Raw genomic sequence first — 12,631 nt, 5'->3', positions numbered from 1 at the left:
GGGACTTAACGTTTAATAATCTGCGAAACGTCGTCACGATTGATCTGCATTTTATTACCCTGCTGATCTTCGTAGCTGATAAGGCCGGTGTCGTCGTCTATGGCGGGTTTGCCGTCGGTCAGAATCATGCGACCATCTTTGGTTGCCATGACGTAATCGCTGCTGCAACCGGAAACCGAGAACGCCAGTCCTACGGCGGAAATCAATACTGCCCATTTTTTCATCGCTATCACCCCTATTATAGCCGCACCTCGTACCAGTATATTAATAGCCTGATTTGTGAGACATAAAAAGCAGTTAAGTCTTAAAAAAGAATTGCAGCCCGTTTCAGGGCTGCGTTTTAGCGGGCTACAGCGGATTTTTTTTATTGCGCAGCAGGTTGAGACTTTCAACCGCAATCGAAAAGAACATCGCGAAATAGATGTAGCCTTTCGGCACGTGCACGTCGAAACTTTCGAGCATCAGCGTAAAGCCGACGAGGATCAAAAACGACAGCGCCAGCATTTTCACCGAAGGATGGCGGTCAACAAAATCGCCTATCGAACGGGCGGCAACCATCATCACCAGCACCGCGATTACCACTGCCGCCATCATAATAAACAGATGGTCCGACAGCCCGACGGCGGTGATCACCGAATCGAGGCTGAAAATAATATCCAGCAGCATAATCTGCACGATGGCGCCCATAAATGAATGGACGTTGGTTTTCAGCCCTTCTTCTTCGCCTTCAATGGATTCGTGAATTTCTTTACTCGCCTTCCAGATCAGGAACAGCCCGCCCAGCAGGAGGATCAGATCGCGAAACGAGATCTCCTGGCCTAGCACGGTAAAGAGAGGATTAGTGAGCTTGACGACCCACGCGATTGACGCCAGCAGCGCCAGACGCATGATCATCGCCCCCATCAGCCCAATACGGCGGGCGTGGGCCCGTTGCGCTGTGGGCAGTTTTGCCACCACCAGAGAGAGGAAAATAATATTATCGATCCCGAGCACTATCTCCAGCAGCGTCAGCGTACCAAGCGCCAGCCAGGCGTTAGGATCGGTTACCCATGCAAATAACATCGTTCAAAGTCCTGCAAAATAGAAAGATGCGATTATATGCAACCGCCACGGCAGAACAAAAAATTAATCATCTCCAGGCCGTTATTTCGAGGAGAGAAGGAAATGGCGGGCGAGCAGGGCGGCGGTAAAGTTTTTCTTCAGATAGAAACCGCGCGGTAGGGTGAGGATCGGTTCGCCGCGGGCGCCTACCGCCTCGGTCAGCGCTTTGCTGTTTGCCGCTTTCGGGCGCAGCTGCAGCACTTCGCCGTGGCGGGCGGTGATGCGCTCGACCTGGCCGAGGACGATCAAATCCATCAGCTCTTCCCAATCCATACGCAGCTGGCGATCTTCTTCTTCGCTGGGGCTCCACAGCAGCGGTGCGCCGACGCGGCGTTCGGCCAAAGGAATCGCGCGATCGCCCTCTACCGGTACCCACAGTACCCGCTTGAGCTTATGACGCACGTGGCTGCTCTCCCAGGTGACGCCGCTGTTGCCGGTCAGCGGCGCGACGCAGACAAAGGTGGTTTCCAGCGGGCGACCTGATGAATCGATGGGGATGGTTTTCAGCTCGACGCCGAGGGCGGCGAAATCCTGCTCCGGCTTGCTGCCTGCGCTGGCGCCAAGCCATATCTCCAGCAGGATGCCGATCCAGCCTTTATCACGTTTTAAATCGCGCGGAATCGGAATCCCGGCAAGCTGGGCCAGCTCCCCCAGCGAATAGCCTGCCAGCTGCTGCGCCTGGGCCAGAAGCTGCTCCTGGCTTTGCGGGGGGGATAAGAGCGGCGCGATGGTCGGCATAGCGTAAAACCTCTGGCTAAAAAGTGAGCAGTAATTTCATCCGTTGTGGATAGAGTTTACCTTTTCTTGAGTAAGTATGACAATTTGATGATTCATATGGTTTTTTTTGCGATTTTTTGCCACGGTGAAAATGGTGAAACCGGGTTTTCCAGAACTGGTCACCGACAATGAACAGGATCTTACACCCTGTTATCCACAGAAAAATGGGATAACTGGGGAAAAGCCCCACTACTGTTTCCATTTACAGCCTTGACGTGAGATGAAAATCGAGTTTTTAGACAAAATATGCCCAGAGCACATGCGTAATCTGTGGATAAAACCAACATTGCTCGATCTTTCATCAGTTCCAGGATCTCTTATGTGATGATCGTCACGTTATACTGTGAATTATGAAATTTTAACATGCTAACTTTATGAAAATTAGGTCATTATAATCAGGTGCTATCGCTACGCTGTTCGGATGATTCCGGGTTTTCCCTGGTTAATTCCGTACTTCTTCACAACTCTATCCACAGAAAAAGTGAATAAAATCGTCCGGGTATGGCTTTCGCTGTTTATAACTCCGGGTATTACTGTGAGTTATTCAAATGTTATTCGATCTCATCCCCCTCACAGAGTGGTTTACCGTTTCCAACGAGTGTGAAACAATCATTCACATTGAAGCTTATTTTGAGGTAGTCCGGTGATTGATGACGATGGCTACCGCCCAAATGTCGGTATTGTAATCTGTAATCGCCAGGGCCAGGTTATGTGGGCCAGGCGCTATGGTCAGCACTCGTGGCAGTTCCCGCAAGGGGGCATAAATCCAGGGGAATCAGCAGAGCAGGCGATGTATCGGGAATTGTTCGAAGAAGTTGGGCTAAGCCGTAAAGATGTGCGGATCCTTGCTTCAACCCGTAACTGGTTGCGTTACAAATTGCCTAAACGTTTGGTGCGTTGGGACACAAAGCCGGTATGTATCGGCCAGAAACAGAAGTGGTTTCTCCTGCAATTGATCGGCAGCGATGCGGATGTCAATATGCAAACCAGCAGTACACCTGAGTTTGATGGCTGGCGATGGGTAAGCTACTGGTACCCGGTGCGTCAGGTGGTGTCGTTTAAGCGCGACGTATACCGCAGGGTGATGAAAGAGTTTGCCAGCGTCACCATGGCGCTGGCGGAAAGCACGCCTAAGCCGCAAAGCGCGCCTGCATATCGACGTAAAAGAGGTTAAGCCACGCACATTATGCTCACTCGGTTGCGAGAAATAGTCGAGAAGGTCGCGAGTGCGCCGCGTTTAAACGAGGCGCTGGATATCCTGGTCACCGATATCTGCGCCGCGATGGAGACGGAAGTCTGTTCGGTTTATCTGGCTGACAATGACCGACGCTGTTATTACCTGATGGCGACGCGCGGGTTGAAAAAGCCGCGCGGGCGCATCGTTGCGCTCGCTTTTGACGAAGGCCTCGTGGGCCTGGTTGGCCGCCTGGCCGAACCCATTAACCTCGCCGACGCGCAAAAGCACCCCAGCTTTAAATATATTCCCGCGGTCAAAGAGGGCCGCTTTCGCGCCTTCCTCGGCGTGCCGATTATCCAGCGGCGTCAGCTGCTCGGCGTGCTGGTTGTGCAGCAGCGCGAACTGCGCCAGTTTGACGAAAGCGAAGAGTCCTTCCTGGTCACCCTGGCCACGCAAATCGCCGGCATTCTCTCTCAATCCCAGCTGAACGCGCTGTTTGGTCAATATCGTCAGACCCGCATCCGCGCGCTGCCCGCCTCGTCAGGCGTGGCGATTGCCGAAGGCTGGATGGACGTCAGCCTGCCGCTGATGGAGCAGGTTTATGAAGCCTCGACGCTCGATACCGCTTCCGAGCGCGAGCGGCTGACCGGCGCGCTGGAAGAGGCGGCGAATGAGTTTCGCCGCTACAGCAAACGCTACGCTGCCGGCGCGCAGAAAGAGACGGCGGCCATCTTTGACCTCTATTCGCACCTGCTTTCCGACGCGCGCCTGCGCCGCGAGCTGTTCGCTGAAGTGGATAAAGGCGCGGTGGCCGAATGGGCGGTGAAGAAGATCATCGAGAAATTCGCCGAACAGTTTGCCGCGCTCAGCGACGGCTACCTGAAAGAGCGCGCGGGCGATCTGCGCACGCTGGGCCAGCGGCTGCTTTTCCATCTCGATGACAGTATCCAGGGGCCCAATACCTGGCCGGAGCGCATCGTGCTGGTGGCGGATGAACTGTCGGCCACCACCTTAGCGGAGGTTCCTCAGGATCGTTTAGCCGGCGTGGTGGTGCGCGATGGCGCGGCGAACTCCCACGCCGCGATTATGGTGCGCGCGCTGGGCATTCCGACGGTGATGGGGGCGGATATTCAGCCTTCGCTGCTGCACGGCCATACGCTGATTGTCGACGGCTATCGCGGCGAGCTGCTGGTCGATCCCGAGCCGGTGCTGCTGCAAGAGTATCAGCGCCTGATCAGCGAAGAGAACGAGCTTAGCCGCCTGGCCGAGGACGATCTTGAACGCGCTTCCGAACTGAAAAGCGGCGAGCGGGTAAAAGTCATGCTCAACGCGGGCCTGAGCCCCGAGCATGAAGAAAAACTCGGCAATTTCGTCGACGGTATTGGCCTTTACCGTACCGAAATCCCCTTTATGCTGCAAAGCGGCTTCCCTTCCGAAGAGGAGCAGGTTGCCCAGTATCAGGGCATGCTGCAGATGTTCAACGAGAAATCGGTGACGCTGCGCACGCTGGACATCGGCGCGGATAAACAGCTGCCGTATATGCCGATCAGCGAAGAGAATCCGTGCCTTGGCTGGCGCGGTATTCGGATCACGCTCGATCAGCCGGAGATCTTTCTGGTACAGGTCCGCGCGATGCTGCGGGCCAACGCGGCAACCGGAAACCTCAGCATCCTGCTACCGATGGTCACCAGCCTGGATGAAGTGGATGAGGCTCGTCGCCTGATCGATCGCGCCAGCCGCGAAGTGGAAGAGATGATCGGCTACGCCATTCCCCGCCCGCGTCTTGGCGTGATGCTGGAAGTGCCGTCGATGGTCTTTATGCTGCCGCAGCTGGCGAACCGCGTTGATTTTATCTCCGTTGGCACCAACGATCTGACCCAGTACATTCTGGCGGTGGATCGCAACAACACCCGGGTCGCGAGTATGTATGACAGCCTGCATCCGGGGGTACTGCGGGCGCTGGCGATGATTGCCCGCGACGCCGAGCGTTTTGGTATCGACCTGCGCCTGTGTGGCGAAATGGCGGGCGATCCGATGTGCGTGACGATCCTGATTGGTATGGGCTATCGTCATCTGTCGATGAACGGTCGTTCGGTGGCGAGAGTGAAGTATTTGCTGCGGCGCATCGATATCAATGAAGCCCAGGAGCTTTCCCAGCGTAGCCTGGAAGCGCAGATGACCGCCGAAGTGCGCCATCAGGTCGCGGCTTTTATGGAGCGACGCGGACTCGGCGGCCTGATTCGCGGCGGCCGCTAGCACGGGCTACGGTTCATGAATTTGTTGCCCGGGTAAGGCGTTAGCCGTGATCCGGGACAACGCTGACGAGGTTCGGGCGGCCTGAGGGTTGGGTAGCCCGGACAGGCGCAGCGCGCCGCCTCCGGGAATGCTCAGCCGCGAATTCGCATTCGTATACATATCTTTTACATGTCCGGCGCGGATCGCCCTTCGCGCTTATGCTATCATTCGCAGCCTTTGGAGCGCCCGTTTCTGACGCGCGCGAACGATCCCCGCTGTCCACTTTCGGCGGAATAACAAGTGTTTATGGTGACAGATGAATAGTGGCTACCTGCATTTTCCGGAGTTTGATCCGGTAATTTTTTCCATTGGACCGGTCTCCCTCCACTGGTACGGTCTGATGTACCTGGTTGGGTTTGTTTTTGCGATGTGGTTGGCCACCCGTCGGGCCAATCGTCCGGGCAGCGGTTGGACAAAAAACGAAGTTGAAAACCTGCTGTACGCCGGCTTCCTCGGGGTTTTCCTCGGCGGGCGTCTTGGCTATGTCTTCTTCTACAACCTGCCGGTGTTCCTCGACGATCCGCTCTATCTGTTCCGCGTCTGGGACGGCGGTATGTCCTTCCACGGCGGTCTGATCGGCGTGATTCTGGTGATGATCATTTTCGCCAAACGCACGAAGCGCACCTTCTTCCAGGTTTCCGACTTCATTGCGCCGCTGATTCCGTTTGGCCTCGGCGCCGGGCGTCTGGGCAACTTTATCAACGGTGAACTGTGGGGCCGCGTCGATCCGAACTTCCACTACACCATGATTTTCCCCGGCTCTCGGGCGGAAGATCTGGCGCTGCTGCCGTCGCATCCTGAGTGGCAATCGCTGTTTGATACCTACGGCGCGCTGCCGCGTCATGCTTCGCAGCTCTATGAGCTGGCGCTGGAAGGCGTCGTGCTGTTCCTGATACTGAACCTGTTTATCCGCAAGCCGCGTCCGGCCGGTTCGGTTTCCGGCCTGTTCCTCATTGGCTACGGTCTGTTCCGCATCATCGTGGAGTTCTTCCGTCAGCCCGATGCCCAGTTTACCGGCGGCTGGGTACAGTACATCAGCATGGGGCAGATTCTTTCGATTCCGATGGTGCTTGCGGGTATCATCATGATGGTCTGGGCGTACCGTTGTCGTCCGCAGCAACAAAATTCTTGAGGAACCATGAAACAGTATCTTGATTTGATGCAGAAAGTGCTCGATGAGGGCACGCAAAAAAATGACCGCACCGGTACCGGCACCGTCTCCATCTTCGGTCACCAGATGCGTTTTAACCTGCAGGAAGGATTCCCGTTGGTGACGACCAAGCGCTGTCATTTACGCTCCATCATCCATGAACTGCTGTGGTTCCTGCAGGGTGACACCAACGTGGCGTATCTGCACGAAAACAACGTCACTATCTGGGACGAATGGGCGGATGAAAACGGCGATCTGGGGCCGGTTTACGGCAAGCAGTGGCGCTCCTGGCCCGCGCCAGACGGCCGTCATATCGACCAGATCAGCACGGTGATGGAACAGCTGAAAAACGACCCGGATTCTCGCCGGATTATCGTCTCGGCATGGAACGTCGGCGAGCTGAACAAAATGGCGCTGGCCCCGTGCCACGCGTTCTTCCAGTTCTACGTCGCCGACGGCAAGCTCTCCTGCCAGCTCTATCAGCGCTCGTGCGACGTATTCCTCGGCCTGCCGTTCAATATCGCCAGCTACGCGCTGCTGGTGCATATGGTGGCGCAGCAGTGCGACCTCGAAGTGGGCGATTTTGTCTGGACCGGCGGCGATACGCACCTGTACAGCAACCACATGGAGCAGACGCATCTGCAGCTGAGCCGCGAACCGCGGGCGCTGCCGAAGCTGGTGATCAAACGTAAGCCGGCATCGATTTTCGACTACCGTTTTGAAGACTTCGAAATCGAAGGCTACGACCCGCATCCGGGGATTAAAGCGCCAGTGGCGATTTAACCCGGAAGTGACGACGAAAAACCGGCGCCTGCGAGCGCCGGTTTTTTTATGCCTCAGCCGAGCCGACGGCCAGCTTTATTCCCCCAACGGAACGCTTTTTTGCGAGCAGATTTCCGGCACTGTTGAAACCCGCTGCAACGCCTTTAATACTCTCCGGCGCGCGCCGCAAACCCGCATTTTACCGTTCGAATAAAGCCTCAATGCTCCGCATACTTGGCCCATGAACAGAGAACATGGCTATACCCTGATTGAAACCCTGCTCACCATGGTCGTGGTCGTCATTCTCGGCGCCAGCGGGCTGTACGGCTGGCAGAGCTGGCAACGGCAGCAGCGCCTGTGGCAAACCGCCTGCCAGGTCCGCGACTACCTGGTGCTGCTACGCGATGACGCCAACTGGCACAACCGCGACAGGGTATTAAGCGTCGGCCAAAGCGCGGAGGGCTGGTGCCTGAGCGCCAGCGGGGCGATGGCCGACTGTCTCCGCAGGGACGCTTTCACGCTGCAACCGCTATGGCCGGAGGTTTCGCTCAGCGCGATGACGCCGGGGCTGGGGTTTTATGGCCTGCGTAATACCGCCTGGGCCGGGCATATCCGCCTGCAAAGCGCGGCGGGCGGCTGGAACATTATCGTTTCTCACTGGGGGCGCATCCGCCTGTGTCGCGGCGAGGAGACGGCATCGTGTCTGTAAAACAGCGCGGCTTTTCCCTGCCGGAAACGCTGATCGCGATGGCCATCAGCTCCGTGCTGCTGCTCGGCAGCGCGCGTTTTCTTCCGGCGCTGCAGTGGGCCGCGCTTCGCCAGACCCGGCAGCAGTCGCTGGAAAATGAGCTCTGGCAGCGAATCTACACCGTCGCGAAGCATCTGCAGCGCGCCGGATACTGCCGCGGCCGCTGTTACGGGCAGGCGCTGTATATCGCAGAGGGCGGTGATTGCCTGCTGGTGAGCTGGGATAGCAACAGCGATGGCGTCTGGAATAGCGCGCCGTCATCGGAATCGGATACCACCGGGTTTCGCCTGCGCGATGGCGCGCTGGAAACCCTGCGCGGCGCAAGCGCCTGCAGCGGCAAAGGCTGGGAGAAAATGACCAACCCGGCGGCGATTCAGGTCACCGCGTTTCAGGTTACGCGCCTGGAGAGGGCGGGCTTCGCGCCTGAATTATCGATTACCCTTGCGGCGCACTCGGTCGCCGACCCGCAAATCCGCGCGCGGGCGGAATACGGCGTAACGGGATATAACCTGTGAATCGCCAGCGCGGGCTCTCTTCGCTGCTGATGGTGCTGCTGCTGTTAGCGCTCGGCACGCTATTACTCCAGGGGCTGCACCAGCAGCAGCGTTCGCTGTTAGCGCAGACGGCCAGCGAAACGCGGGCGCTTGGCGATGCCGCTGATGCGCATTCCGCGCTGCAGTGGGGAAAGGGGCTCGTCTGGCCGCTTCAGGAAACGGTTAGCTGCCAGCAGAACGCGGCGCTCGGCTGGCGCGCCTGCCTGCGAGTCTTTAGCGACGCCTCGGTATTGCTGATTGGCGGCAGCGATGGCGGCGGCATACTGCTGTGGCAGTCAGGCGTAATCGAACAAAACCGCGTCCGCTTTTCGCCTCACGGCTGGAGCGATTTTTGCCCGTTAAAGGAGGCAAGCCTATGCCAGATGCCCTGAGGCGGCAGAGAGGGTTTAGCCTGCCCGAAACGCTGCTGGCTTTAGTCTTGCTTATCGCAACCGTGACCGCGCTGGCGGGCTATCAGCGTGGGCTGGCCAACGGCTTTATGCAGCTCAACCAGTACCGTCAGCTGTGGCGCGATGCGTGGCGATTCAGTCAGCTTAGCCCACCGGTGATTCCCGCGAATCGCCAGGTATCCCGCATGCAGACATCGGTGCAAAGATGTGTCAGCATCACGGTAACGATCACGATGCCCGCAGCCAGGCGGGCGCAGATGACCCGGCTGCACTGCCCGGTCAGTCAGTAGCCAGGAGCGAATATGTTAAGGGTGTACCACTCAAACCGTCTGGATGTGCTTGAAGCCTTGATGGAGTTTATCGTCGAGCGCCAGCGGCTGGATGACCCTTTTATGCCGGAAATGGTGCTGGTACAGAGTACCGGGATGGCGCAGTGGCTGCAGATGACGCTGGCGCAGCGCTTTGGGATTGCGGCCAACATTGAGTTCCCGCTACCCGCCAGTTTTATCTGGGACATGTTCGTGCGGGTGTTAAAAGATATTCCCGGAGAAAGCGCGTTCAGTAAGCAAAGTATGAGCTGGAAACTCATGACCCTGCTACCGCAGCGGCTGAACGATGAAGCCTTTACGCTACTGCGCCACTATCTGCACGACGATAGCGACAAGCGCAAGCTGTTTCAGCTGGCCGCCAGAGTGGCGGATCTCTATGATCAGTATCTGGTTTATCGCCCCGAGTGGCTGATGCGCTGGGAGGCCGACCAGCGCGTTGACGGGCTTGGAGACGCGCAGGAGTGGCAGGCGCCGCTGTGGAAAGCGCTGGTGGAATATACCGCTGAGCTGGGCCAGCCGCTGTGGCATCGCGCCAATTTATACCAACGCTTTATCAGCGCGCTTGAGGCCGCCGAACAGCCGCCCGCCGGGCTACCGTCGCGGGTGTTTATCTGCGGGATTTCGGCGCTGCCGCCGGTATACCTGCAGGCGCTCCAGGCGCTGGGTAAGCATGTCGATGTATATGTTCTCTTCACTAACCCGTGCCGCTACTACTGGGGCGACATTAAAGATCCGGCATTTCTGGCAAAGCTGCTCTCCCGCCAGCGCCGCCACCACCGCGAAACGACGCGAGAGCTGCCCCTGTTTCGCGATACGCAACAGGCTCCGGGATTATTCAACGATGCCGGGGAACAGGATGTCGGCAATCCGCTGCTGGCCTCCTGGGGCAAGCTGGGGCGCGACTATATCTACCTGCTGGCGGGTCTTGAGCGCTATGAAGAGCTGGACGCCTTTGTCGATATCGCGCCGGATAACCTGCTGCATAATCTTCAGGCGGATATTCTCGAACTGCGTAATGCGGCGGTGGCCGGGCGCAGCGCCGAGGAGTTTGCCAACAGCCGCAGCAAGCGGTTGCTGGCGGCGGACGACCGCAGCCTGACGATTCATGTCTGCCATAGCCCGCAGCGCGAGGTTGAGGTACTGCACGACCGGCTGCTGGCGATGCTCGAAGAGAATCCCGAGCTCACGCCGCGCGATATTATCGTCATGGTGGCGGATATCGATAGCTACAGCCCCTATATTCAGGCGGTCTTCGGCAGCGCCAGCGGCGAGCGCTGGCTGCCGTGGGCGATATCCGACCGGCGGGCCCGCGAATCGCATCCGGCGCTGCAGGCGTTTATCACCCTGCTTTCGCTGCCCGACAGCCGCTTTGCCAGCGAAGACGTGCTGGCGCTGCTGGATGTGCCGGTGCTGGCCGCGCGCTTTAACATTAACGAAGAGGGGCTACGCTACCTGCGCCAGTGGGTTAACGAATCCGGCGTACGCTGGGGAATGGATGACGACAACGTGCGTGAACTCGATCTCCCGGCTACCGGCCAGCATACCTGGCGCTTTGGCCTGACGCGTATGCTGTTGGGCTACGCCATGGACAGCAGCGAAGGGGAGTGGCGCTCGGTGCTGCCTTATGATGAGTCGAGCGGGCTTATCGCCGAGCTGGTGGGCAACCTGGCATCGCTGCTGATGCAGCTTAATCTCTGGCGCCGCGGGCTGGCCCAGGATCGCCCATTAGCCGAGTGGCTGCCGGTATGCCGCGACCTGCTGAACGACTTCTTCCTTCCGGACAGCGAAACGGAAGCCGCCCTGGCGCTGATAGAACAGCAGTGGCAGGCGGTGATTGACGGCGGCGTCGACGCGCGGTATGGCGAAACGGTACCGCTCTCTTTGCTGCGCGATGAGCTGTCCCAGAGGCTCGATCAGCAGCGCATCAGCCAGCGCTTTCTCGCCGGCCCGGTTAACATTTGTACCCTGATGCCGATGCGTTCGATTCCTTTCAAGGTGGTCTGCCTGCTGGGGATGAACGACGGCGTTTATCCGCGCACCCTGGCGCCGCTGGGCTTCGATTTAATGAGCCAGAAGCCGCAGCGCGGAGACCGTAGCCGTCGCGACGACGACCGCTATCTGTTCCTTGAAGCCCTGATGTCGGCCGAGCAGAAGCTCTATATCAGCTATATCGGCCGTTCCATTCAGGACAATAGCGAGCGCTATCCCTCCGTTCTGGTTCAGGAGCTGGCGGACTACATCGGCCAGAGCCACTGTCTGGAAGGGGACGAAGAGCTGGACTGCGATGCCAGCGAACGGCGGGTCAAAGAGCACATCACGCATCTGCATACCCGCATGCCTTTCGATGCCGCAAATTTTCTGGCTAATGAAGATCAAAGCTATGCCCGGGAATGGCTGGCGGCCGCCAGCCAGCAGGGGGAAGCGCACGGCGCGTTCATCCAGCCGCTACCGGTACCGGACATCGATCACTTACCGTTCGAACAGCTGCTGCGCTTCTGGCAGCATCCTGTGCGCGCGTTCTTTCAGCAGCGGCTGCGGGTGAATTTCCGCTCGGAGGAGAGCGAGATCCCCGACGATGAACCTTTTACCCTCGAAGGGCTGAGCCGCTATCAGCTGAACCAGCAGCTGCTCAATACGCTGATTGAGCAGCAGGATGCCTCGGCAATGTATCGCCGCTTCCGTGCCGCCGGGGAGCTACCCTATGGCGCGTTCGGCGAACTGGCCTGGGAGACCCAGCGTCAGGAGATGCAAAATCTGGCCGAACGGGTGATCGCCTGCCGCCAGCCGGGGCAGAGCATGGAAATCGATCTGCAATGCAGCGGAGTCAACATAACCGGCTGGCTGCAGCAGGTACAATCCGACGGTTTGCTGCGCTGGCGGCCTTCGCTATTAAGCGTGGCGCAGGGGATGCAACTTTGGCTGGAGCATCTTGTCTATTGTGCTAGCGGCGGTACCGGCGAAAGCCGGCTGTTTGTGCGCAAAGAGGGCGAGTGGCGTTTTCCACCGCTGGCGCAGGAGCAGGCCCAGGGCTACCTCAACGATCTGGTTGACGGTTACCTGCAGGGAATGTCCAAACCGCTGCTGCTGCTGCCGGAAAGCGGCGGCGCATGGCTAAAAGTCTGTTATGACGCCGAAAAGGATGTCATGTTAATGGACGAAGAGACGCAGCAAAAAGCGCGCAGTAAATTTCTTCAGGCTTATGAAGGGAACATGGTGGTCAGCGGCGAAGGTGCCGACGTCTGGTATCAGCGCCTGTGGCGCACGCTGGAAGCGGAATACTATGAAGAGATCCTGACGCAAACGCAGCGTTATTTGCTACCGGTGTTTCGTTTCCATCAGTCCGAATAAC

Annotated in this window: 12 protein-coding genes and 1 pseudogene; 9 read left to right on the top strand and 4 right to left on the bottom strand. The window is 58.2% G+C overall.

Annotation, left to right across the window (positions count from 1 at the left end; genetic code table 11):
• Positions 1-5: 5 nt before the first annotated feature.
• From ABLU87_RS03735 to ABLU87_RS03720, 4 genes and pseudogenes are all read right to left on the bottom strand, one after another.
• Entirely contained in the window at positions 6-224 is a 219-nt protein-coding gene (locus tag ABLU87_RS03735; RefSeq protein ID WP_004105255.1) for a YgdI/YgdR family lipoprotein, read from the bottom strand.
• A gap of 124 nt (positions 225-348) precedes the next feature.
• Positions 349-1,062, bottom strand: coding sequence for a TerC family protein (locus ABLU87_RS03730; RefSeq protein ID WP_004105253.1), 714 nt, complete (start codon positions 1,060-1,062; stop codon positions 349-351).
• A gap of 81 nt (positions 1,063-1,143) precedes the next feature.
• Positions 1,144-1,839, bottom strand: coding sequence for a DNA mismatch repair endonuclease MutH (mutH, locus tag ABLU87_RS03725; protein WP_014226661.1), 696 nt, complete (start codon positions 1,837-1,839; stop codon positions 1,144-1,146).
• Positions 1,840-1,927: 88 nt separating this feature from the next.
• Positions 1,928-2,068, bottom strand: a pseudogene (locus tag ABLU87_RS03720) (hypothetical protein); the annotation flags it as partial.
• A gap of 453 nt (positions 2,069-2,521) precedes the next feature.
• Here ABLU87_RS03720 and rppH point away from each other — a divergent pair.
• The 9 genes from rppH to recC all read left to right on the top strand — a co-directional run bounded on the left by rppH (position 2,522) and on the right by recC (position 12,630).
• Positions 2,522-3,052, top strand: coding sequence for an RNA pyrophosphohydrolase (gene rppH, locus ABLU87_RS03715; protein WP_004124593.1), 531 nt, complete (start codon positions 2,522-2,524; stop codon positions 3,050-3,052).
• A 12-nt stretch (positions 3,053-3,064) separates the two neighbouring features.
• Positions 3,065-5,311, top strand: a complete 2,247-nt coding sequence (ptsP, locus tag ABLU87_RS03710) for a phosphoenolpyruvate--protein phosphotransferase (RefSeq protein ID WP_014226660.1) — start codon at positions 3,065-3,067, stop codon at positions 5,309-5,311.
• Positions 5,312-5,606: 295 nt separating this feature from the next.
• Positions 5,607-6,482 carry a prolipoprotein diacylglyceryl transferase gene (gene lgt / locus ABLU87_RS03705; RefSeq protein WP_014226659.1) on the top strand — a complete coding sequence of 292 codons (876 nt, stop codon included), beginning with the start codon at positions 5,607-5,609 and terminating at the stop codon, positions 6,480-6,482.
• A 6-nt stretch (positions 6,483-6,488) separates the two neighbouring features.
• Complete coding sequence (thyA, locus tag ABLU87_RS03700) at positions 6,489-7,283, top strand: thymidylate synthase (RefSeq protein ID WP_004124584.1); 795 nt, start codon at positions 6,489-6,491, stop codon at positions 7,281-7,283.
• A gap of 220 nt (positions 7,284-7,503) precedes the next feature.
• Positions 7,504-7,971: a prepilin peptidase-dependent protein gene (locus ABLU87_RS03695; RefSeq protein WP_025107415.1), complete on the top strand. Its 468-nt coding sequence runs from the start codon at positions 7,504-7,506 to the stop codon at positions 7,969-7,971.
• Positions 7,962-8,525 carry a prepilin peptidase-dependent protein gene (locus ABLU87_RS03690; RefSeq protein WP_014226658.1) on the top strand — a complete coding sequence of 188 codons (564 nt, stop codon included), beginning with the start codon at positions 7,962-7,964 and terminating at the stop codon, positions 8,523-8,525. The genes ABLU87_RS03695 and ABLU87_RS03690 overlap by 10 nt, the downstream gene beginning before the upstream one ends.
• The gene (locus tag ABLU87_RS03685; protein WP_014226657.1) at positions 8,522-8,935 is read left to right on the top strand and encodes a DUF2509 family protein; all 414 of its coding nucleotides are present in this window, start codon (positions 8,522-8,524) and stop codon (positions 8,933-8,935) included. The genes ABLU87_RS03690 and ABLU87_RS03685 overlap by 4 nt, the downstream gene beginning before the upstream one ends.
• Positions 8,920-9,243, top strand: a complete 324-nt coding sequence (locus tag ABLU87_RS03680) for a prepilin-type N-terminal cleavage/methylation domain-containing protein (RefSeq protein ID WP_014226656.1) — start codon at positions 8,920-8,922, stop codon at positions 9,241-9,243. The genes ABLU87_RS03685 and ABLU87_RS03680 overlap by 16 nt, the downstream gene beginning before the upstream one ends.
• Positions 9,244-9,255: 12 nt before the next feature.
• Positions 9,256-12,630 carry an exodeoxyribonuclease V subunit gamma gene (gene recC, locus ABLU87_RS03675; RefSeq protein ID WP_122117098.1) on the top strand — a complete coding sequence of 1,125 codons (3,375 nt, stop codon included), beginning with the start codon at positions 9,256-9,258 and terminating at the stop codon, positions 12,628-12,630.
• Position 12,631: the final 1 nt, after the last annotated feature.

The organism is Klebsiella sp. CB_Kp196 (genome assembly GCF_040061575.1).
In the GTDB taxonomy this organism is placed as follows: Bacteria; Pseudomonadota; Gammaproteobacteria; order Enterobacterales; family Enterobacteriaceae; genus Klebsiella; species Klebsiella michiganensis.
Note: the sequence above shows the minus strand (reverse complement) of the source record. Positions and strands in the feature narration are given on the sequence as shown.

Bases quoted from the DNA above. Each gene is read 5' to 3' on its own strand.
- mutH (WP_014226661.1), bottom strand. From the start codon at position 1,839: ATGCCGACCATCGCGCCGCTCTTATCCCCCCCGCAAAGCCAGGAGCAG.
- ABLU87_RS03695 (WP_025107415.1), top strand. From the start codon at position 7,504: ATGAACAGAGAACATGGCTATACCCTGATTGAAACCCTGCTCACCATG.
- ABLU87_RS03730 (WP_004105253.1), bottom strand. From the start codon at position 1,062: ATGTTATTTGCATGGGTAACCGATCCTAACGCCTGGCTGGCGCTTGGT.
- ABLU87_RS03680 (WP_014226656.1), top strand. From the start codon at position 8,920: ATGCCAGATGCCCTGAGGCGGCAGAGAGGGTTTAGCCTGCCCGAAACG.
- recC (WP_122117098.1), top strand. From the start codon at position 9,256: ATGTTAAGGGTGTACCACTCAAACCGTCTGGATGTGCTTGAAGCCTTG.
- lgt (WP_014226659.1), top strand. From the start codon at position 5,607: ATGAATAGTGGCTACCTGCATTTTCCGGAGTTTGATCCGGTAATTTTT.
- ABLU87_RS03735 (WP_004105255.1), bottom strand. From the start codon at position 224: ATGAAAAAATGGGCAGTATTGATTTCCGCCGTAGGACTGGCGTTCTCG.
- ptsP (WP_014226660.1), top strand. From the start codon at position 3,065: ATGCTCACTCGGTTGCGAGAAATAGTCGAGAAGGTCGCGAGTGCGCCG.
- thyA (WP_004124584.1), top strand. From the start codon at position 6,489: ATGAAACAGTATCTTGATTTGATGCAGAAAGTGCTCGATGAGGGCACG.